Origin of the sequence: Cellulomonas olei, assembly GCF_039548315.1 — a bacterium.
GTDB lineage: Bacteria > Actinomycetota > Actinomycetes > Actinomycetales > Cellulomonadaceae > Cellulomonas.
The window spans coordinates 94940-114744 of the sequence record NZ_JBCLVN010000001.1 but is presented as its reverse complement, the minus strand read 5'-3'; the positions used below and the strand labels follow the sequence as shown (position 1 = coordinate 114744).

Annotated in this window: 19 protein-coding genes and 2 tRNA genes; 12 read left to right on the top strand and 9 right to left on the bottom strand. The window is 74.8% G+C overall.

What is annotated here, in order from left to right; genetic code table 11:
* Positions 1 to 44 precede the first annotated feature (44 nt).
* A tRNA-Ser gene (locus tag AAHH18_RS00535) sits at positions 45 to 133 on the top strand.
* 220 nt (positions 134 to 353) lie between these two features.
* Here the strand turns inward: AAHH18_RS00535 and AAHH18_RS00530 are convergent.
* A complete protein-coding gene (locus AAHH18_RS00530) occupies positions 354 to 1178 on the bottom strand; it encodes an alpha/beta fold hydrolase (protein ID WP_283319004.1) in 825 nt (274 codons plus the stop codon).
* Positions 1179 to 1316: 138 nt separating this feature from the next.
* Between AAHH18_RS00530 and AAHH18_RS00525 the strand changes: the two genes are divergently transcribed.
* From AAHH18_RS00525 to AAHH18_RS00505, 5 genes are all read left to right on the top strand, one after another.
* Entirely contained in the window at positions 1317 to 2354 is a 1038-nt protein-coding gene (locus AAHH18_RS00525) for a helix-turn-helix domain-containing protein (RefSeq protein ID WP_343300176.1), read from the top strand.
* Positions 2355 to 2498: 144 nt separating this feature from the next.
* Positions 2499 to 3332, top strand: a complete 834-nt coding sequence (locus AAHH18_RS00520) for a DUF4397 domain-containing protein (RefSeq protein ID WP_343300175.1) — start codon at positions 2499 to 2501, stop codon at positions 3330 to 3332.
* A gap of 105 nt (positions 3333 to 3437) precedes the next feature.
* The gene (locus AAHH18_RS00515; RefSeq protein WP_343300174.1) at positions 3438 to 4214 is read left to right on the top strand and encodes a class F sortase; all 777 of its coding nucleotides are present in this window, start codon (positions 3438 to 3440) and stop codon (positions 4212 to 4214) included.
* Positions 4211 to 4849 carry a sigma-70 family RNA polymerase sigma factor gene (locus tag AAHH18_RS00510; RefSeq protein WP_459349047.1) on the top strand — a complete coding sequence of 213 codons (639 nt, stop codon included), beginning with the start codon at positions 4211 to 4213 and terminating at the stop codon, positions 4847 to 4849. Before AAHH18_RS00515 ends, AAHH18_RS00510 begins: the two co-directional genes overlap by 4 nt.
* Positions 4836 to 5606 carry an anti-sigma factor gene (locus AAHH18_RS00505; RefSeq protein ID WP_343300173.1) on the top strand — a complete coding sequence of 257 codons (771 nt, stop codon included), beginning with the start codon at positions 4836 to 4838 and terminating at the stop codon, positions 5604 to 5606. Before AAHH18_RS00510 ends, AAHH18_RS00505 begins: the two co-directional genes overlap by 14 nt.
* Positions 5607 to 5649: 43 nt before the next feature.
* Here the strand turns inward: AAHH18_RS00505 and AAHH18_RS00500 are convergent, their stop codons facing one another.
* Genes AAHH18_RS00500 through AAHH18_RS00485 form a run of 4 tightly spaced genes read right to left on the bottom strand, consistent with a single transcriptional unit; the run spans position 5650 to position 10610 of the window.
* Positions 5650 to 7053 (bottom strand): ABC transporter permease, encoded by a 1404-nt coding sequence (locus AAHH18_RS00500; RefSeq protein WP_343300172.1) that lies wholly within the window; start codon positions 7051 to 7053, stop codon positions 5650 to 5652.
* On the bottom strand, positions 7053 to 7772 hold the full coding sequence (locus AAHH18_RS00495; protein WP_343300171.1) for an ABC transporter ATP-binding protein: 720 nt from the start codon (positions 7770 to 7772) through the stop codon (positions 7053 to 7055). Before AAHH18_RS00495 ends, AAHH18_RS00500 begins: the two co-directional genes overlap by 1 nt.
* The gene (locus tag AAHH18_RS00490) at positions 7769 to 9532 is read right to left on the bottom strand and encodes a hypothetical protein (protein WP_343300170.1); all 1764 of its coding nucleotides are present in this window, start codon (positions 9530 to 9532) and stop codon (positions 7769 to 7771) included. Before AAHH18_RS00490 ends, AAHH18_RS00495 begins: the two co-directional genes overlap by 4 nt.
* A gap of 1 nt (position 9533) precedes the next feature.
* A complete protein-coding gene (locus AAHH18_RS00485) occupies positions 9534 to 10610 on the bottom strand; it encodes a hypothetical protein (RefSeq protein ID WP_343300169.1) in 1077 nt (358 codons plus the stop codon).
* A gap of 267 nt (positions 10611 to 10877) precedes the next feature.
* Between AAHH18_RS00485 and AAHH18_RS00480 the strand changes: the two genes are divergently transcribed.
* Positions 10878 to 10950, top strand: a tRNA-Arg gene (locus AAHH18_RS00480).
* Here AAHH18_RS00480 and AAHH18_RS18280 read toward each other — a convergent pair.
* The 4 genes from AAHH18_RS18280 to AAHH18_RS00465 form a co-directional block, all read right to left on the bottom strand.
* Complete coding sequence (locus AAHH18_RS18280) at positions 10909 to 11181, bottom strand: helix-turn-helix domain-containing protein (protein ID WP_459349050.1); 273 nt, start codon at positions 11179 to 11181, stop codon at positions 10909 to 10911. The genes AAHH18_RS00480 and AAHH18_RS18280 overlap by 42 nt on opposite strands.
* 1275 nt (positions 11182 to 12456) lie before the next feature.
* The gene (locus tag AAHH18_RS00475) at positions 12457 to 12972 is read right to left on the bottom strand and encodes a hypothetical protein (RefSeq protein ID WP_343300168.1); all 516 of its coding nucleotides are present in this window, start codon (positions 12970 to 12972) and stop codon (positions 12457 to 12459) included.
* Positions 12973 to 14028: 1056 nt separating this feature from the next.
* On the bottom strand, positions 14029 to 14610 hold the full coding sequence (locus AAHH18_RS00470) for an LbetaH domain-containing protein (protein WP_343300167.1): 582 nt from the start codon (positions 14608 to 14610) through the stop codon (positions 14029 to 14031).
* Positions 14611 to 14793: 183 nt separating this feature from the next.
* The gene (locus AAHH18_RS00465) at positions 14794 to 15069 is read right to left on the bottom strand and encodes a glutaredoxin family protein (RefSeq protein ID WP_343300166.1); all 276 of its coding nucleotides are present in this window, start codon (positions 15067 to 15069) and stop codon (positions 14794 to 14796) included.
* Positions 15070 to 15359: 290 nt separating this feature from the next.
* On the opposite strand from AAHH18_RS00465, the gene AAHH18_RS00460 reads away from it, so the two are divergent.
* The 5 genes from AAHH18_RS00460 (at position 15360) to AAHH18_RS00440 (ending at position 19731) form a co-directional block, all read left to right on the top strand.
* Positions 15360 to 16091, top strand: a complete 732-nt coding sequence (locus AAHH18_RS00460) for a response regulator transcription factor (protein WP_343300218.1) — start codon at positions 15360 to 15362, stop codon at positions 16089 to 16091.
* The gene (locus AAHH18_RS00455) at positions 16088 to 17236 is read left to right on the top strand and encodes a sensor histidine kinase (RefSeq protein ID WP_343300165.1); all 1149 of its coding nucleotides are present in this window, start codon (positions 16088 to 16090) and stop codon (positions 17234 to 17236) included. Before AAHH18_RS00460 ends, AAHH18_RS00455 begins: the two co-directional genes overlap by 4 nt.
* A gap of 210 nt (positions 17237 to 17446) precedes the next feature.
* A complete protein-coding gene (locus AAHH18_RS00450) occupies positions 17447 to 18415 on the top strand; it encodes a cytochrome c biogenesis CcdA family protein (RefSeq protein ID WP_343300164.1) in 969 nt (322 codons plus the stop codon).
* On the top strand, positions 18412 to 19038 hold the full coding sequence (locus tag AAHH18_RS00445) for a peroxiredoxin family protein (RefSeq protein WP_343300163.1): 627 nt from the start codon (positions 18412 to 18414) through the stop codon (positions 19036 to 19038). The genes AAHH18_RS00450 and AAHH18_RS00445 overlap by 4 nt, the downstream gene beginning before the upstream one ends.
* A 108-nt stretch (positions 19039 to 19146) precedes the next feature.
* Positions 19147 to 19731, top strand: a complete 585-nt coding sequence (locus tag AAHH18_RS00440) for a DUF305 domain-containing protein (RefSeq protein ID WP_343300162.1) — start codon at positions 19147 to 19149, stop codon at positions 19729 to 19731.
* The last annotated feature ends 74 nt before the right edge of the window (positions 19732 to 19805 follow it).

Below are 19805 nucleotides of genomic sequence, written 5' to 3'. Positions count from 1 at the left end.
CGCTTTGCCGCCTGCCGCCGGCGCCCGGTACCCTGGTCCGACCTGGAGACGTCGCATAGTCAGGTCTAGTGCGCGACCCTGCTAAGGTCGTGAAGGGGCAACCCTTCCGTGGGTTCAAATCCCACCGTCTCCGCCGTGTGGCGCCCTCGGGGCGCCGACGACCAGCCCGGACCCGCGAGGGCCGGGCTGCTGTCGTCCCAGGGCCGGGGAGCTGCCGGGTCCCGGTGCGTGGACGCGTCCCGCTCCCCGAGCGCGACGCGTCCCGCTCCCCGAGCGCGCTGGGCACCTGATCGACGAGGGATGTGGCGGCCGGGGGTCACCGGCGCCCGTCGTGGCGACCCCCGGCGCGCACGTCAGCTCGTCAGCCACTCCAGGATGTCGGCGTTGATGACCGCGGCCTGCGTGGTCGGCATGCCGTGCGGGAAGCCCGCGTACGTCTTGAGCGTGCCGTTCGGCAGCAGCTCCGCGCTCAGCGGCCCGGAGTCGGCGTACGGCACCACCTGGTCGTCGTCGCCGTGCATGACCAGGACCGGCACCGTGATCTGCTTCAGGTCCTCGGTGAAGTCGGTCTGGGAGAACGCGACGATGCCGTCGTAGTGGGCCTTCGCGCCGCCCATCATCCCCTGGCGCCACCAGTTCTCGATGATGGCCTCCGACGGCTCCGCGCCCGGGCGGTTGAACCCGTAGAACTGCTCCGACGCCAGCGCGCGGTAGAACTCCGAGCGGTGCTCCGCGACCTGCACCTGCAGGCCGTCGAAGAACTCCTTCGGCAGGCCGCCGGGGTTCGCCTCCGTCCGCACCATGATCGGCGGCACCGCGCTGATCAGCACCGCGCGCGCCACCCGGTCCTGGCCGTGCCGGGCGATGTAGTGCACGACCTCCCCGCCGCCCGTGGAGTGCCCGACGTGGATCGCGTCGTGCAGGTCCAGGTGCGCGGTGAGCGCCGCGAGGTCGTCCGCGTAGTGGTCCATGTCGTGCCCGTCGGCGACCTGCGACGACCGGCCGTGGCCGCGCCGGTCGTGCGCGACCACCCGGTACCCGTGCTGGAGGAAGAACAGCAGCTGCGCGTCCCAGTCGTCGGCGGACAGCGGCCAGCCGTGGCTGAAGACGATCGGCTGACCGGACCCCCAGTCCTTGTAGAAGATCTCGACGCCGTCGGTCGTGGTGATGGTGCCCATGGCTCCTCCTGTGGTCCTCGGCGGGCCTCCCGCAGACCCAGGATCCGGTCGCCGTGGCGGACGGTCTTGGACGGCCCGGCACTGTACTGGCCCGATCGCGCACGCCTAGGGTCGGCTCATCCGCAGAAGGGGGTCTGCGTGTCCGCCCTGATCGCCATCGAGGACCTGCCGGTCACCGACCGGGTCGAGCTGCTGCGCGAGCACATGCTGCGCGCGCCCGTGCCGCTGGAGCTGCGCCCGTACCCGGGGGTGGAGCTGCGGGCGCGGTCGCGGGTCGCGGACCTCGGCCGGGTGCACGTGCTCACCAGCCTCGGCACCGGCGCCACCGTGGTCCGCTCGGAGCGGCTCGCCCGGGACGGCACCGAGCCCCGGGCCGTCCTGACCCTGCTGGCCGCCGGCCGCACCTGCGACCACCAGGACGGGCGGACCGCGCGGCTGCGGCCCGGCGCGCTGGTGCTCCACCGGACGTCCGCGCCCTACTGGGCGACGTTCCCGCACCGGACCCTGCGGGTCTCGTTCCAGCTGCCGCTCGCGGCGCTGCAGCTCCCCGAGGGCCTGGTGCGCGCGCTGACTGCGACCCCGATCGAGGCGGAGCCCGCGGTCGCCGAGGTCGTCGTCGGCCACCTGGCGCGGGTCGCCCGCACCGCCGCGGCGCTCACGCCGGACAGCCGCGCGGCCCTCGAGCGCCCGACGGTCGACCTGGTGCGGCTGCTGCTCGCGAGCCACGCGGGCCGGGTGGACCTCGCCCGGGACGCCCAGGCCGAGTCGCTGCGGACCCGGCTCTTCGAGTACGCGCGCCTGCACCTCGCGGACCCGGGCCTCGGCGCCCCGATGATCGCCGCGGCGATGGGGATCTCCGAGCGCTACGTCTACGCGCTGGCCCGGGACTCCGGCGTGTCGCTGGGCGACTGGATCCGCCGGGAGCGCGTCGACGCCGCCGCCGACCTGCTCGCACGGCCCGGGGCCGCGCGGGTGGGGATCGCGACGGTGGCGCACCGGCTCGGGTTCGCGGACCACTCGCACTTCACGCGGACGTTCCGGGCCGTGCGCGGCCAGACGCCGTCGCAGTGGCGCCGGTCCGCTCTGGCTGCGGAGGCTGCCGGGGCGGCGGAGGCGGCGGAGGCGGCGGAGGCTGCGGGGGCGGCGGAGGCTGCGCAGGCGGTGCGCGGCCGCTGACCGCGGCGGCAGGACCGGGACGCCGGGCACCCGCGGCGGGAAGCCGTCGCGCCCGGGTGCATCCGGCGGGCCGGTCCGCGCCGTAGAGGAGGTGTCAGCACACGCAGCCCCCGACGACGGGGGCACGGACCGAGGAGCACCACCATGCGTCACCGTCCGTTCGCCGCCGGAGCAGCCGGCATCGCCGTCACCGCCGTGGCCGTCGCCGCGGCCGCCCTGCCCGCCTCGGCGGCCACCACGGGCACCGCCTCCCTGGCGGTCCTGCACGGGGTCCCCGACCTCACCGTCGACGTCTGGGTCGACGGCGAGCGCACGCTCGACGACTTCACGCCCGGGACGCTCGCCGGGCCGCTCGACCTGCCGGCCGGCGCGCACACGGTCGCGATCACCGCCTCCGACGCGGCCGACGACAGCTCGCCCGCCATCGGCCCGGTCGACCTCACGCTCGACGCCGGTGCCAGCTACACCGCCGTGGCGCACCTCGACGAGGCGGGCGACCCGACCGCGACGCTGTTCACCAACGACATCTCGCCCGTCTCGGCCGGCGAGGGCCGGCTCACCGTGCGGCACACCGCCGCGGCGCCCGCCGTGGACGTGCTCGCCGGCGGCAGCCCGGTCATCACCGACCTCAGCAACCCCGACGAGCAGACCGTCACCGTGCCCGCCGGCACCGTCTCGGCCGCCGTCGCCGCCACCGGCACCACGGACCCGGTGATCGGCCCGACCGACCTCGACGTCGCCGAGGGCGTCAGCACCATCGTGTACGCGTGGGGCTCGCTCGAGGCCGGCAACCTGCAGCTCGCCGTCCAGACCATCGACGGCCTGCACTCCGCACCCGGCGGCGTGCCGTCCGGCGAGCTCGGTCTCGCCGCCGACGGGCCGTCGACCGGCCTGTGGCTCGGCGGCGCGGCACTCGTCGCCGCGCTCGGCGCCGTGCTGCTGACCACCCGCCGGCCGGCCGAGCAGCGCCGCCGCTGAGGGGGTCGGGGCGCGGCGACCGTCCCCGCGCCGCGCCCCGGCCCGTCCCACCGCCGTCGTGCGCCCCGGTCGCCGGGGCGCACGCCCGATCCCCGGAGCAGACCCGTGTCCCAGCAGCCCGTGGCCGGGCACCCCGACCCCCGGCCGGGTGACCCCCGGCCACGCCGCAGCCCCCGCGGCGTGGCCGGGCTCGTGGCGGTCGTCCTGGCGCTGCTCACGGCCGGGCTGGCGGTCGCGGCGGCGTGGGGAGCGGCACCGCCCGCCACGCGCCCGGACGCGCCACCCGCGCCGGAGGCGGCCCCCACCCCGTCCGCTGCGGCGGCGGACGGGGTGGGCGGCGACCGGCTCGGTGACCGGCCCGGCGCCTCCGCCGCCGGTGCCGTCCCGCTGGTGGCGGCCACGCCCCCGCCCGTGGCGGCCGCGTCCCCGACCGCGCCGGTGCGGGTCGTCGTCCCGGCGCAGCGGATCGACGTCCCGGTGGACCCGGTCGGGGTGGCCGCCGACGGGCGGATGGAGATCCCGCCGCTCGCCGAGAGGGGCGGCTGGTACCGGTTCGGGGCGGACCCCGGGGACACCGCCGGCACGACCGTCGTCGCGGCGCACGTGGACTCGGTGGCGTCCGGCGGCACCGGGCCGTTCGTGCGGCTCGTCGACGTGCGGCCGGGCGACCGCGTGGAGGTCACGCTCGCGGACGGCAGCACCCGGGCGTACGCCGTGGACGCGGTGACCCGGTTCCCGAAGACCGAGGCCCGCTGGCCGGACGTCTTCACCCGCGAGGGCCCGGCCCGGCTCGCCCTCGTCACGTGCGGCGGGTCGTTCGACCGCGCCGCGCGGTCCTACACCGACAACGTGCTGGTCGTCGCGACGCCCGTCGGCGCATGATGTCCGTGACGACCCCCGACGACGCCGTCCAGCGGAAGGCGAGGAGGCCCGCCCTGACCAGCTCCCCGGCGCCGCCGGTGCACCCGCCGTCCGACTGGGACGACGACGACGTCGGCCGTGCCTTCGTAGCAGGCGACGAGCGTGCCCTGGCCGAGGCGTACCGTCGCTGGTCGGCCCTCGTCCACACGCTCGCGCTCCGCGCGCTGGGGTCGACGGCCGACGCCGAGGACGTCACGCAGCACGTCTTCGTCTCCGCCTGGCGGGGGCGCGGCGGGTTCGACCCGCGGCGCGGTCCGCTGCGGGCGTGGCTCACCGGGATCACCCGCAACGCCGTCGCCGACGCCCTGGGCCGGCGCAGCCGCGACGTCCGGGACCTGCGCGCGGTGGCCGCGACAGCCGACCGCGGCACCGCACCCGACGTCGCCGCCGTCGCCGACCGCATCGTGGTCGCGGACGAGCTGCACCGCCTCGGCGAGCCCCAGCGCACGATCCTCGCGCTGGCGTTCTACCAGGACCTCACGCACGACCAGATCGCCCGGCGGCTCGACCTGCCGCTGGGCACGGTGAAGAGCCACATCAGGCGTAGCCTGCTCCGGCTGCGCGACCGGTTGGAGGTGGACGGTGCGGCACACTGACCCCGACCTGCTGGCTCTCGCCGCCCTCGGCGAGCCGCTGGACGCCGCCGACCGCGCGCACCTCGGCGAGTGCCCGGACTGCGCGCGCGAGCTCGCCGCGCTGTCGGCGGCCGCCGCCGTCGGACGCTCCGCCCGCGACGACGCGCCCGCGCCCGCACCGGCCGGCGTGTGGGAGCGGGTGCGCGAGGAGCTGGGGCTCGACCCGGAGCTGGACGCGGTGGCCGGCGCCGGGCGTGGCGTCGACGCGGGACCCGCAGCCACCGTCGGACCGCACGCCGAGCCGGCGCCCGGCGCCGCCGTCGTCCCGCTGCCCCGGCGTCGCACCCGCCGCGCCCTGCTGGCCGTGGCCGCCGTCGGGCTGGTCGTCGGCGGGACCGCGGGCGGGCTCGTCGTGGCGGGCCTGCAGCGCGGCGACCAGGAGCAGGTCGTCGCCAGCACGGTGCTCGACGCCCTGCCCGGCTGGGCGGCCAGCGGCGACGCGGTCGTCGAGGAGGACGCCGAGGGGCGCCGCACCCTGGTCGTGCGGCTCGAGGGGGGCGAGGCCGACGGGTTCCGCGAGGTGTGGCTGCTCGACCGCGACGTGACCGGGCTGGTCAGCCTGGGGCTGCTCGACGGCGACGAGGGACGGTTCGCGATCCCGGCCGGGCTCGACCTCTCGCGGTACCCGGTGGTGGACGTCTCCGCGGAGCCGGACGACGGCGACCCGGCGCACTCGGGGGACAGCATCCTGCGCGGGGAGCTGACCGCCCCGGCGTGACGGCGGCCGGCGTCGGCGTCGTGGGCGGCGCGGTCGGGGTGGGTCAGACCCCGCCGCGCAGCGCCGTCACGGGCTCGACGGACGCGGCCTTCAGCGCGGGGTAGATGCCCGCGACGAGTCCGATGACGCCGCCGCCGGCCGCGGACGCGAGCACCACCGCGGTGTCGAGGATCGGCGTCCACGACTGCGCGGCGGACACCACGACGACGACGGCCACGCCGAGCGCCGCCCCGATGAGCCCGCCCAGCAGGCCGACCGCGACCGACTCGAGCATGAACTGCAGGCCGATGTCCCGCCGCCGCGCGCCGAGCGCCCGGCGCAGCCCGATCTCCCCGACGCGCTCCATGACGGACAGCAGCGTCACGTTGGCGATCCCGAGGCCGCCGATCAGCAGCGCGACCCCGCCGAGCGCCAGGAAGATCGTGTTGACGTCGGCCTGCACCGACTCGCGCACCCGGGAGCCGCTGGACGGCACCTGCATGCTGACGGCCTCGGGGGCGTTCGGGTTGAGCGCGACGGGCACCTGCTCGCCGACCACCGGCCCGGCGCCGACCGCGATCCGCAGGTGCAGCTCCTCCGGCGCCCGGAGCCCGAAGTCCGCGCGGGCGGTGCCGAGCGGCAGCACCACGGCCTCCAGCAGGTCGCTGCGGCGCTTCACGCCGTCGACGATGCCGATCACCGTGTACGAGCGGTCCCCGATGAACACCGACGGCTGGCGGTCCACCCGGGAGACGCCGAGCCGCTGGGCGGCGCGGGACCCCAGCACGACCACCCGGTCGGCGCGGGCGTCGTGGCCCGCGTCGAAGAACCGGCCGGTCACGACCTCGCCGCGGATCGCGTCCAGCAGCCCGCCGGAGGCGGCGAGCACCGGCGGTGACACCGGCTCGGGCTGGCTGGGGTCGTTGACGGGGACCGCGGTCACGGTGGCGTCCCCGGTGTCGACGGACGCGACGAGACCGGCCGCCGTCACGCCGTTGAGACGCTCGGCACGCGCGTCGCTGTCCCAGGGCAGCGCCGCGTTGGCCCGCTGCGACCCGTCGGCGGTGCGGGTCGTGCTCGCGGTGGCCATGGCCTGCGTCGCGGCGACGGCGTCGAACTGCTTGGCGATCTGCCCCGCGGCGGTCTGCGCGAGGCCGATCGTCACGACCACCGACGCGATGCCGAGCACCGTGCCGAGGATCGTGAGGAACAGGCGCCCCGGCCGGGCGTCGATGCCCGCGGCCGCCTCGGTGACGAGGTCGCGGATCCCGAACCGGTCGGAGCGCGGCGGGCGGGTGCGGCCCGCCGGGACGCCGGTGGGCTCGTCGCCGTCCGGGCGGGCGTCGGCGTCGAGCAGCAGCAGGTCGGTGGCCGCGCCGCCGGCGCCCGCGGCGGGACCCGCCGCGGAGCCGTCCCCGGGGGTGGCCGGGGGCGTCGCGGCGTGGCGGCGGAGGCGGGGGCGGGCCATCAGGCGATCTCGCTCAGCCGGCCGTCGGCGATCCGCACGCGGCGCTGCGCGCGGGCGGACACCGCGGCGTCGTGCGTGATGACCACCAGGGTGAGCCCGTCGGCGTGCAGCTCGTCGAACAGGTCGAGCACGCCCGCGGAGTTCTGGGTGTCGAGGTTGCCGGTCGGCTCGTCGGCCAGCAGCACGTGCGGCGACGTCACGACGGCCCGGGCCACGGCGACGCGCTGGCGCTCGCCGCCGGACAGCACCGGCGGCCGGAACCCGAGCCGGTGCCCGAGGTGCACGCGGTCGAGCGCCGCCAGCGCCCGCTGCCGCCGCTCGGCCCGCGGGACCCCGCTGTACAGGGTGGCGAGCAGGACGTTGTCGAGCACCGTGCGGTGCGGCAGCAGGTGGAACGCCTGGAACACGAACCCGATGCGCCCGCCGCGCAGCGCCGAGCGCTGCGCCTCCGACGCGGTGCGGGTGGAGACGCCGTCCAGCAGGTACTCGCCGGACGTCGGGCGGTCGAGCAGGCCCAGCAGGTTGAGCAGGGTGGACTTGCCGGACCCGGACGGGCCGACGATCGACACGTAGTCGCCCGCGTCGATCCGCAGGTCGCTGGGGTGCAGGGCGTGCACCGGCGGCTCGCCCGGGAACACGCGGGCCACCTGCCGCAGCTCGACCACCGGCCGCGCCGGCGCCGCGTCCGCGCCGGGGGCCCGGACGTCGAGGGCCGTCACCCGTCCGACCCGGCGGTCGGGTCCGCCGTCGGGTCGTCCTGCTCGCCCGACGACCCGATGACCACGAGGTCGCCCTCGGCGAGGTCGCGGTCGACCCCGGTGACCTCGACGTAGCCGCCGGCGGCCAGGCCGGTCTCGACCTCGACGAGCTCGGTCGCGTCGTCGTCGCCCATCAGCTCGACGCGGGACTCCCCGCCCGGGCCGGCGGTCAGCGCCGCGAGCGGCACCGCCAGCACGGCGCCGCCCGTGGACGACACCGGGATGGTCACCCGCACGTTGCTGCCCTGCAGCTCGGCGACCTGCTCCGGGGTGAGGTCGTCGGGGGTGAGCACGACCGTCGTGCGGCCCGCGCCGCTCCCGCTGCCCGACCCGCCGTCGCCGCCGCCCTGGTCGTCGCCGGACCCGCCCGACCCGCCGGAGGAGTCGTCGGTGCGCAGCTCGGTCACGGTGACCGGCACCTCCAGGTCGCCCGCCACCACCGTGCCGGTCGCGCCGACCTCCAGCAGCGCGGCGTCCGCCTTCGCGGCGCTCGCGACGACCTCCAGCTTGGCGCCGGACACGCTCATGACCGTGCCGTCGACCGTCCCGCCGCGCTGCACGGACACGGCGTCCACGCGGCGGGGGAGGGTCTCCAGGTAGACGACCTCGCTGGCGGGCAGGACCGTGATCACGGCCTCCTGCGCCTCGGTCAGCGCCTTCTGCGCGTCGGTCAGCGACTGCCGCGCCGACGTCAGGGAGGCCTGCTCCCCGGACGTGTCGGGCGCGGCGTCGAGCTGCGCCCGGCGTGCGGCGGCCACGCCGACGGCGTCCTCCGCGTCCGCGACGGCGTTGCGGGCCTGCAGCAGCCCGGCGGAGCTGCAGTCGACCTCCGGCGAGGGCGTCGGCGCCCCGCAGGCGGCCTCCCGGTCCGCGAGGGTCGCGCGCGCCACGTCCCGCGCCCGCTCCGCCTGCCGGACGTCCGCGTCGGCCTGCGCGACGTCGCCCGCCGCGCTCCCGCCCCGGCCGGCCGTCGCCAGCGCGGTCTCCGCGGCGGTGACCTCGGCCTGCGCGGAGCGGACGCCCTGCTCGGCGGCGCTGAGCGCCTCCGCCTCCTCGTCCGACGGTGCCGGGGCCGCGTAGCCGGCGCGCTGGTAGAGCGCCTCGACGCCGCGCGCCGTCGCCGCGTCGTACGCGTCCGAGGCGGGGTCGCCGGCGTCGATGCCCAGCTGGCCGAGCGCCTGCTTGAGCTGCACCACGTCCGGCCCGGAGACGCCGACCCGCAGCGTCCGGTACGTCGGCAGGCCACCCGGCAGCACGATGACGGGTCGGCCCGCGATCTCCAGGGCGACGGAGCCGGCGTCGAACGTCGCGCCGACCTCCGGCACCTGCCCGGTGACGACCGCGCGCTCGCCGAGGTCCGACGTCTCGACGCGCACGTCCGCGGCGTCGTCGAACACCACGTCGCCGCGGATCGTGACGTCGTTGCTCAGCTCGCGGCTCTCCACCGGGACCGTGATCGGCCCCGCGGGCGGCGGCGCCGTGCGGGCGGCCGCGTCGGCCGGGTTGATGATGAGACGGCTGAGCCCCAGGCCCGCGGCCAGGCTCACGACCGCGACCGCCCCCAGCACCGGCAGCGTGCGGTTGCCGCCGCGCCACCACCGCCCGAACGCGCCGCCGCGTCCCGACCCGCCCGCGCCGTCGCCGGCACCCGCACCGCCGTCGCCCGGAGGCTCGGGGAACGGCGGCACCGCGACGTCCGTGCCCGGCTGCCCCGCCGTCACGTCAGGCGTCCCGGGCCGCGGTCGCGGCCTCGGCCCACGCCTCGAGCTCGTCCGCGTGCTCGTCGACGAACTGCTGCTGGAGGTCGTGGTCGATCTTCATCGCCTCCTCCTGGAAGTTCGTCTTGTCCTGGCAGTCGAAGTCGGCGACCGCCATGGCGATCTCCTTCTCCGTGAACGCCTTCACCGCGGCCTCGTCGGGCTCCGGCGCGGGCGGGCCGTCCGGGTCTGCCTCCCAGTCCCAGGACTCCACCTGCTCCTGGTACTCCGGGTCCTCCCAGCCCTGCAGCTCGTTCCACTCGTCGTACAGCGGCTGCTGCGACTCGTAGGCGTTCGTCATGCCGTCGTAGCCGGCGTCCGCCATGCACGAGCCCCACTTCGCGTGCAGGTCCGCCATCCGCGGGTCCGCCTGCACCGACTCGTAGAACGTCCCGATCTCCTCCTCGATCGCGCTGAACTCGTCCAGCTCGACGCCGCCCTCGTAGACCTCGTGCTGCGCGGCGCCGTAGCACCCGCCCTGCGTCCAGTCGTACTCCTGCGGCTCCTCGCCCTCCACGTAGTCCTGCGGCGGGCCCCACAGCGCCTCGTTGTACGCCTCGGCCTCCGACTCCGACATCGACTCGACGTACTCCTGGTTCGGGTCGACGTACTCCGCGCCGTCCTCGACCGGGACGTCCTCGTTGCCCCACGGGTCGGTGCTGATGCCGTAGCCGTACTGCTCCGCGAACTCGCGCGTACCCCACTCGACGTCCAGGTCGTCGCCGGTGTAGACGGTGCCCGTGTTGCCGACGTTCGGCTGGTAGTCGAAGCCCTGCTCCTGCATGCAGGACGCCACGAGCTCCTCGACGCGGCGGTTCTGCTTGTCGGACTCCGCCTGCAGCTCCTCCTGGCTCTGCTCGTCGGCGTCCAGCGAGTAGCCGTAGATGCGCGACTGGTACTCGTCCAGCGGCCCCGCCTCCCACTCGAAGGCCGACGACCCGCCGCCCTTGCCGCCGTTGCCGCCGCCGGAGCAGCCCGCCAGCAGCAGAGCCGCGGCGCTCACGGTCACGAGCGCGAGGCGCGTGCGAGTCGGTCGGGTCATCGTGTCCCCCTGGTGTCGGAGCGGTGACCGGAGCCGGCCGGGGCCAGGCGTCCAGTGGCCGCGGCGTACGCCTGCCACGACCTGCACGGACACCATAGGCGGCACTCAGGTGGCGGCGGGCGCGTTCCGGGTGTTCAATCTGCGCCCGCTGTGTGACCGGGCGGTGGGGGTGGGACCGCCGTCGCCGGGGTGGCCGGCGGGGGGTCCGGGCGCCGGTTTGGGCCAGGGGCGGGGGACCTGTATCCTCGTCTGCGGCCCTCGGGCCAGGCGCCCGTAGCTCAATGGATAGAGCATCTGACTACGGATCAGAAGGTTGGGGGTTCGAGTCCCTCCGGGCGCACAGCGCAGCATCAGCAGTCGAACCCCCGTCCGGGTCCCCCGGGCGGGGGTTCTCTGCTTCCCCGGTCGCGAGCCAGGTGTAGGGCACACCGGTGCGGAGCGCCCACTGCTTCACGAATGCGGCGCGAGGCGGTGTGCCGCGGTCAGCCATCCATCGGCTCAGGCTGTTGCGTGCCATGCCGAGTTCGTCAGCCATCTCCTGGACCGAGATCCCGGCCTGACGCAGTGCCATCTGGAGCCGCCAGCCGAGGGTGAGGGGCGGAATGCTGCCTGCCTGTCCGGGGTGCCTGCCCCGTGCCCACGACGACCTGAAGCGAGATCGGTACGAGGCGATGAAGGTCGCCGGGGGATGCGAGGTGCAGGCGTAGACGGGACCTACGGACCGGGCGTGACGACGTGAGACCCGGCGGACATCTCTGTCGACATGGCGTCGACCGCGCTGTTCCCCCAACCCGGTCGGGGGCGAGCGCGGACAAGCCCGGGGCAGATTGCGACGTTCCTCTCCAGCTGTGCAACGTCCGTCATCCTGCACATGTGTTGTCAGCCCCACCGTGATCGAGGAGGCACGATGGAACGCGCTCCCGCATCCCAGGCACGAGTGAACCCGAGTCCCGGTGATCTGTTTACCGACAGAGCCGAAGCCGCGGAAGTGTTTGCCGTAGCTCTCACCCGACACCGGACGCTGCTCGACAACGCGCCCCGTGGCTTGCAGGGAACCGGAACGTCCTCGTCTTCCATGGTGCTGGCGGAGTCGGCAAATCCACGCTGTCTAGGCGGTTGGAAGTCTGGGCGGCCCGCGAACTGCCTCCGCTGCACGGCTGGAGACCGGAGCATCCACGAACCGTGGTCGCGGCGACGACTCGAGTTGACCTTGACGGCACCCGAGGAACGCTAGACGTCGAGTCCACTCTCACTGCGCTCCGCCACAGCCTGCAGGCTGTGGCGGCCGCGCTGGCCGGCGTTCGACTTCGCGTTCGCCGCGTATCGGGGGCGGCCCATCCTGGTCAGGGTCCGCGTTGCCCGCGGCGACGACGATGCGGTGCGTCAGGTCCGGGACGACGTCCTCTCGCGCCCCACTGAACGATCCCGGGCATGGATCCCGCTCGAGTGTCTGCTTGAGGAGCATGGCTTCCCCCTGCCGGAGCAGCCTACGCAGTGGTTGGAGCCCTATCCGATCGTGCAACAGCGGTGGAGGGACAGATTCGCTGCGCTGCGACGGGCGCACACGGCGCCTTAGCTGCTGGGTCTGATCTAGGGTCGGTTGGAGACGGGGAAAGGCGTCGAGTGCTTCGAGCGCCGACGCCGACCAGGGGCCGAAGCTCCGCGCCCCGGTCGCTCGACGGCCGCGGCTCCGGCGTGCGACACCGAGCAAGAAGCAACCCATCGACGCGGTCAAGCCGCTGTCGCGTCCCACCGGGGCCAGCGTCGGATCTGGCGCCTCAACCGGCCCCGTCAGCCCCGGCGAGCTGACGCCGGCGCCGCCGCGAGGTGAGGGTTCACCACGCCTCTAGAGGTAGGTGCGCAGCCCCCGCACATCCTCGGGGCGCCACACCACGACGTCGAGTCCGTCGTCGGCACGCAGCCGATCGACCGCCTCGCGGGTGGCAGCTATACCCGCCCAGTGCGCATCGACATCGCACACGACACACCACCGGCGGTCCTCCGGCCACACCAGGGCTGGAGGGAGGTCGGACTCCGTCCCCAGCAACCGCTCCCAGCCGCCGATGTCCTCGAGTCGCCCGTGAAGCACCGCGTACTCCCGGCTCGCGAGCTTCAGTAACGGACCTCGGGAGAGTGCGGGTGGCAGGCGGACGTCCGAGTAGCCGTCCCAGACGCCGAAGTACACCGACTCGGGCGTGCTCGTGAAGGTGGCGAGCGAGAGCAGCGCCCGGCGCATCTTGCCGATGTCCGACAGGCCCCCTGTCCCGGCGACCGCCTCGGACTCGAGCTGGTCCGGCCGGTCGGGGTCCGGGATCAGCCGAAGTCGGGCATAGGCCTCGTACCCCCCTGGGCCAGCGCTCACCAGGAGTTCCTCAGGAACCCCGGACTGGGTGAGCCAGCGGGCCGCTGCCAGATCTCGTGCCCGCTCTACAGCCATGACGGGATGCGTTCGCTACGGCGCAAGGGCCCTCGCCTCACCTAGTTGACCCGGCACGCGATCGTGGCGGCGTTGTAAGGCTGCTCACCGGTGTCGATCTGCCCGTCCACGTCGACATCGACATGGTTGCGCCACGTCGTGGTGAGAGTGCTCGAGCAGGTCGCTCGGGCGGTCGAGCGCTTGCCACGCCCTCCACCAGGACCGACCTGCACTGTCTCGGAGCACGCCTTCTGACGGAAGGACCCATCCGTGTAGTACTCGTAGAGGCAGTTGTACACGTGTGCGGTGTCGGCGGTGCACGTTCCCTTCGTCCACCATCCATGGCCCGAGACATCCCCTGAGGAAGGATGTGGATTGTCTCGGCCGCTGCCAGGTGTGCACCCGATTGCTTGCGGACTGACCGACGTCTCAGCTGTGGACGCGAGCCCGGAACCGCCGGATGTGATCTCGCGCCCAGCTTGGTCGTAATACACCGCGTTGCTGTCCACGTCGGCGGGCGCGACGCCCGGCACAGCATCCTCGTACGAAACTCGGGCCGGTTCTGCGCCCTGCGCTGCCCCGCTCGCGCCCGATGCCAACACCAACAACAGGGCGGCACCGATCCCCGCCAGCCGCCGCTCAACTCGTCGACCACTCACGACATCGCCCCCTAGATCGTTGCCTTAGAGCACCACTAGACGGTCCTACCACTGACCGGTCCTGTCAACGCCTTCCTGCATAGCTGCGCGCTCCGCCGAGACGTTCTGTATTGGCGCCAAGACCACGCTGCAAGTTGTGTTCCGGATGCAGCAGGCTGTGCGCCACGCGCAGGCCGCGTGGACTGAGGAAGTCCCGCGCTGTCGGTAGAGCAGACGGCCGGAGCGCCGTCCCGCGACACAGCAGCGGCACGAGCGCCGCCGGCCGTGATGCGCTCGCGCCGCTGGGTGCTCAGGCGGCGAGTGCGACCTGAGTGGACGTGATGGTCGTCCTGCTCGACGGGCATCACGCCCGCGGGTGGTAGACGCTCTGGCGCTCCACGCGCGCGTCGGCGAAGTTCCCGAGGCCGTTGACGACCTCGCCGACCTCGACGCGGGTGCCGCGGGCGAGGCCGACGCCCTTGAGGACGCCGGCCCGGCGGTCGACGTCCGGCTCGGTGTGGTCGCCGCCGCCGGCGATCTGCACGGACCGGGCCCGGATCGGGCCGATGAGCTGCCCGCCGTCGCCGATCGACGTCGCGCCGACGACCTCGGGGCCGTTGGTGAGGCGCACGCGGTCACCGACGATGATCGCGGTGCCGCGTGCGTCGGCCTTGAGCTGCACCCCGCCGGGCCCGTACGAGCCGTGCGATCCGATCTCGAGGCGGCCACCGTTCTCGGCCAGCAGGAACGCGCCCGGGTAGAAGACGTTGTGCGAGCCGATCGTGAGGACGGAGTCCTCGTCGGACTGGATCACGACGCCGGGGTAGAAGACGTTCCCCTCACCGAGGGTGGCGAACCGGCTGATCAGCACCGAGTGCGGGTCCAGCACCTGGTGGTCCGTCGTGGCGCCGGCAAGGGCGTCGACGCTGAGGAATCTCGATCGCATGTGTGCGTCCTTCGTCGTGTCCAGGGGACTTCCGTGACCGGGGCGTCGCCAGGACGGACACGCGCCGGGTCCCTCGGAGACCCGGTGCGCGCCACGGAGTCGGCGACCACGGGCTCCCCGGCCATCGTGCCGCCCGGGACGGCCGCGTGTCGGGCACAAGGCACGGGCGCGAGGAAGGGTCGATCAGCCCGTCCGGCCCTCGAGCGCCTTCGCCAGCTTCCTGCGGGGCAGCCGACCGGAGGAGAAGTACCGCCCGTCGAGCAGGACCAGCGGGTTCATGGCCGGCCGGTGCTCGGCGACGAGGGCGCGGCCGGCGTCGCTGTCGATGTCGACGACGCGGACCAGCAGCGGGGTCTGCTCGGCCAGGGCAGCCAGGGCGTGCTTCGCGTCGTCGCAGAAGTGGCAGGCGGGGGCCTGCACGACGGTGATGACGGGCAGGTCGGGGGCGGTGGTGGGCACGGCTCCTCCTCGGGTCGGGTCGTCTCGTGCACGACGGCGGGTGCCGCCATGGCGGGGTCGGTGGCGTCGCGGTCCTCGCCGTCGTCGCGCGGGCCGACCGCCGGGCGGCCCGGCGCCGGGGAGCCACCGGCGGGCCTACCACGGCACCCGAGGGGACGGCCGGCGGGGAGCCGGCACGGCCACGGTCCCGCGGGCGGGTTGAGGGGACCCCGCGACGACGGTTGACCTCCGATCAAGGTTCGGTGAAGACGCCGACCGGCACCCCGCTCCCGCCCGACGCCGACGACACAATGGCCGGCATGAGACCTCCTGCCGCCCTGCGCGCCGTGGTCGTCGACGACGAGCGGCCGCTCGCCGCCGTGGTCGGCGGCTACCTCGAGCGCGAGGGCTTCGAGGTCACGCTGTGCCACGACGGGGCGGCGGCGGTCGACGTGCTCCGCGAGGTCGACCCGGACGTGGTGGTGCTCGACCTCGGGCTCCCGGGCCTCGACGGCATCGAGGTGTGCCGGCGGCTGCGGACGTTCTCCGACTGCTACGTGGTGATGCTGACCGCGCGCAGCGACGAGGTCGACACCCTCATCGGTCTGTCGGTCGGCGCCGACGACTACATGAGCAAGCCGTTCAGCCCCCGGGAGCTCGTCGCGCGGATCCGCGTGATGCTGCGCCGGCCCCGGCGGCCGGCACCCTCCGTGCCGGATGACGTGCCCGCGCCGGACGAGCACGTCCTCACGATCGGGGGACTGCGGCTGGACCTCGGTGCCCGCGAGGTCGACGTGGACGGTGAGCGCGCCCTGCTCACCCGCCTGGAGTTCGACGTGCTCGCGACCCTCGCCTCGCGTCCCGGCCTCGTGTTCTCGCGACCCGCCCTGATCCGCGCGGTCTGGGGTGAGGGCTGGGTCGGCGACGAGCACCTGGTCGACGTCCACGTCCTGCACGTGCGCCGCAAGCTGGGGGACACCGCGCAGGAGCAGCGGTTCGTGCGCACCGTGCGCGGCGTCGGCTACCGGATGGGCCCGGGGTGAGCACCCGCGACGCGATCGGCCCAGGAACGCTCGGCCGGCGGCTGCTGGTGTCGATCGCCCTGGTGCTCCTCGCGGCGGCGGTCACCGCCTGGGTCGTGGCGACCCTCGTCGGACCGGCCCTCTTCCACGAGCACCTCGTCCGGGCCGGCATCGAGGACCACGAGCTCGCCGACCTGCACGTCGAGGAGGCGTTCCGGTCGGCCAGCACCCTGGCTCTCGCCCTGGCGCTGGTGGTGGCCGGTGCGACCGCGCTGGCGGTCAGCGTGCTGCTCACCCGCCGCGTCGGGCGCTCCGTGGCGCAGATGTCCCGTGCGGCGGCCCAGGTGGGTGCCGGGCGCTTCGACGCCCGCGTCCCGCTGCCGGGGATCGGCACCGAGTTCGACACGCTGGCCGCGGCGTTCAACACCATGGCTGCGCACCTGGAGGACGACGCGCGGCTGCGCGAACGGCTGATCGCCGACGTCGCGCACGAGCTGCGCACCCCGGCGGCGACCATCGCCGCGTACGTCGAGGCGGTCGAGGACGGTGTGCGCGTGCTCGACGCCGAGACCGTCGCCGTCCTGCGCGACCAGGCGGAGCGGCTCGCCCGGCTGGCGCGGGACCTTGCGGCGGTGACCCGCGCCGAGAGCGGCGAGCTCGACCTGCTGCTGACCGACGTCCCGGCCGCCGACCTGGTCCACGCGGCGGCGCTGGCCGGGCGCGAACGTGCCGACTCCGCCGGCGTGCGCATCGAGGTGCAGGCGGCGCCCGACGCCGGGACGGTCCGGGTCGACCGGGTCCGGCTCGCGCAGGTCCTCGACAACCTCGTCGTCAACGCGGTCCGGCACACGCCGGCCGGAGGGACCGTCACGCTGCGCGCCGCCCGGAGCACGCCGGACACCGTCGAGCTGGTGGTCGCCGACACCGGTGAGGGGATCTCCGCCGCGGACCTGGAGCACGTCTTCGAGCGGTTCTACCGGGTCGACAGCGCGCGCGACCGCGGTCGCGGCGGGTCCGGCGTCGGCCTGGCGATCTGCCGCGCGCTCGTGCACGCCCACCACGGGTCGATCCGCGCCGCCTCCGACGGCACCGGCCGCGGCGCGACGTTCACCGTCCGGCTCCCCGCCGCCCTGCCCTCCGTGCCCCGCGCCACCACCCCCGGGTGAGCCGCGCCCCGAGCCTTCACCGGAACTCAACGCGGCCCTGACCGCCGCACAAGAACCGGGCGGCACCGTGGGAGGCATGCTCGACATCCCCGGAGCGCCCCGCGGCGCGCTCCTCCCGCGCGTCACGGTGGCCCGCCCGACCGGCCGGTGCGACGGCGCGTCGCGGACGCCCGGACGCGGCGGCGGCGTCCCCCTCGCGGCGGTGCGCTGATGGGGTCCCAGCTGCTGACCACCGGCAGCGTCCTGGCCGCGTTCTTCGCCGGCGGCGTCGCCCTGTTCGCGCCCTGCTGCATCGTGTTCCTGGCGCCCTCCTACCTCGCCGGTGCGGTGAAGAACCGCCGCTGGCGGCTGCTGCCCCTGACCTTCGTGTTCGCGGCGGGCCTGGCCACGGTGCTGCTGCCGATCACCCTCGGCGTCAGCATGGTCGCCGGGGCGATCGCCCGGTACCACGCGCCCCTGTACTACGCGGGCGGCGCCCTGATGCTGGCTCTGGCGGCCCTGGCCGTCTCGGGTCGGATGTGGTCGCTGCCGAGCGCGCTGCGCACCCCGGACACCCGCCGCGGCGACACCGGCAGCTTCTACGCGCTCGGGGTGTTCTCCGGTATCGCGTCCAGCTGCTGCGCACCCGTCCTGGCCGGGGTGATGACGCTGTCGGCCCTGTCCGGGTCACCCGCGGGCGGGCTGCTCCTGGGGCTCGCGTACGTCTTCGGGATGGTGTTCCCGCTGTTCGTGATGGCCCTGATCTGGGACAAGGCCCGGCTGCGCGACCGCCGCTGGACCAGCCCCCGGCCCGTCCGTGTGCGCCTGGCCGGGCGCTCCCTGGTGACGAGCTCGCTGAACATCGCGGTCGCGGTCGGCTTCACCGTCATGGGGGTCGCCGTGATCCTGCTGGCCGGGCGCCCCGACATGACCCGGGGCACCGAGGCGCAGGCGGCGATCGGCCGTGGCCTCACCGCGGTGTTCTCCCGGTTCGAGGACTGGACCTCACCCGTCCCCGAACCGGTGCTCGGGCTCGCGCTCGTGGCCCTGGCCGCGCTGTTCGTCTGGGCGACCCTGTCCGAGCGCCGACGCCCCGGGACGCCCGCGCTCACGGCCGGGACCGCGCCCGACGACACCCCCGAGCCGCACGCCGCAGCGGGGACCGGCTGCCACGGCGAGCACGAAGGAGCCGCACGATGACGTCCGCCAAGGTCGCCCGGGAGCAGCGGGTCGTCGCCCTCGCGCAGGTCCACGAGGACCAGCGCCGTCACGGCAGGCGGCGCAGGCTCGTCGTGGCCGCCGCGTCGGCGCTGGTGGTCGTGCTGCTCGTGGCCGTCGTGACCGCGGCCCTGCTCAGCGCCCGGGAGACGACCGCCGAGGACCTCGGGCCGGCACCGGACTTCACGCTGCGGGCCACCGACGGCTCGAGCGTCAGCCTCGCGGACTTCCGCGGCTCACCGGTCGTCCTGTACTTCAACGAGGGCGCCGGCTGTGGGTCGTGCCTGCAGCAGATGGGCGAGATCGAGAAGGACCCCGCGTTCGCCGAGGCGGGGATCACCGTGCTGCCGATCGTGATGAACACCGCCGAGCAGATCAGCGCCGACATGGCGACGTACGGCGTCACCACGCCGTTCCTCCTCGACGACGGCACCGTCTCCGAGGAGTACGGGACGCTCGGCACCGGCATGCACGAGGGGCTGCCCGGGCACAGCTTCGTCCTGGTCGACGCCGACGGCCGACGCGCGTGGTCCGGCAGCTACCCGTCCATGTGGCTCGCGCCCCGGGACCTGCTCGAGGAGGTCCAGGCCCGGCTGCCCGGCTGACACCACCCGCCGACCGGCACGACCACGCCCGTCGCCCGACCCCCGACGGGCACCCGCCGACCGAGGAGCGATCCGATGTCCCCGAAGCACCCCCGAACCGTCGCCGCCGTGGCAGCGACCCTCACGCTCGGCGCCCTGCTCAGCGCCTGCTCGACCGGCGAACGGACCACGGCCGACCGGCCGGACCCCTCCAGCGCGTCCAGCACCGCTGCGACGTCCGTCGTGCACAACGACGCCGACGTCGAGTTCGCGCAGATGATGGTCCTGCACCACCAGGGCGCGCTCGACATGGCCGTCCTCGCCGAGGGTCGCGCCCAGAGCGAGCCCGTGCAGGACCTCGCCGCGAGGATCCAGTTCGCCCAGCAGCCGGAGATCGACCTCATGACCTCGTGGCTGCTGACGTGGGGCGAGCGCCCGGTCGGGGCCGACGACGCCATGGGCGGCATGGACCACTCCGGCGGGGCCACCGGCATGGCCGACGAGGCCCAGATGCAGCGGCTCCAGGACGCCGGCGCCGGCTTCGACCGCTTGTTCCTGGAGATGATGATCGACCACCACGCCGGCGCGATCGCCATGTCCGAGGCCTACCGCGACCGCGGGCAGAACGAGGACGCCCTCGGGCTCGCCGACGCGATCATCGCCGACCAGACGGCCGAGATCGCCGAGATGGAGCGCCTGCTCGCGGACCTGTGAGCCGGGCGTCGGGCAGGTCGGTGCGGTCGACGAGCTGCGCTGCATCGAGCGGCGACCGCCGCCTCGGTCGCCGA

What these genes read in the sequence shown, in the direction of transcription:
- AAHH18_RS00460 (WP_343300218.1), top strand. Translation starts at nt 15,360, where the DNA reads ATGGCCGGCATGAGACCTCCTGCCGCCCTGCGCGCCGTGGTCGTCGAC.
- AAHH18_RS00485 (WP_343300169.1), bottom strand. Translation starts at nt 10,610, where the DNA reads ATGACCCGACCGACTCGCACGCGCCTCGCGCTCGTGACCGTGAGCGCC.
- AAHH18_RS00450 (WP_343300164.1), top strand. Translation starts at nt 17,447, where the DNA reads ATGGGGTCCCAGCTGCTGACCACCGGCAGCGTCCTGGCCGCGTTCTTC.
- AAHH18_RS00520 (WP_343300175.1), top strand. Translation starts at nt 2,499, where the DNA reads ATGCGTCACCGTCCGTTCGCCGCCGGAGCAGCCGGCATCGCCGTCACC.
- AAHH18_RS00500 (WP_343300172.1), bottom strand. Translation starts at nt 7,053, where the DNA reads ATGGCCCGCCCCCGCCTCCGCCGCCACGCCGCGACGCCCCCGGCCACC.
- AAHH18_RS18280 (WP_459349050.1), bottom strand. Translation starts at nt 11,181, where the DNA reads ATGGCACTGCGTCAGGCCGGGATCTCGGTCCAGGAGATGGCTGACGAA.
- AAHH18_RS00470 (WP_343300167.1), bottom strand. Translation starts at nt 14,610, where the DNA reads ATGCGATCGAGATTCCTCAGCGTCGACGCCCTTGCCGGCGCCACGACG.
- AAHH18_RS00510 (WP_459349047.1), top strand. Translation starts at nt 4,211, where the DNA reads ATGATGTCCGTGACGACCCCCGACGACGCCGTCCAGCGGAAGGCGAGG.
- AAHH18_RS00445 (WP_343300163.1), top strand. Translation starts at nt 18,412, where the DNA reads ATGACGTCCGCCAAGGTCGCCCGGGAGCAGCGGGTCGTCGCCCTCGCG.
- AAHH18_RS00530 (WP_283319004.1), bottom strand. Translation starts at nt 1,178, where the DNA reads ATGGGCACCATCACCACGACCGACGGCGTCGAGATCTTCTACAAGGAC.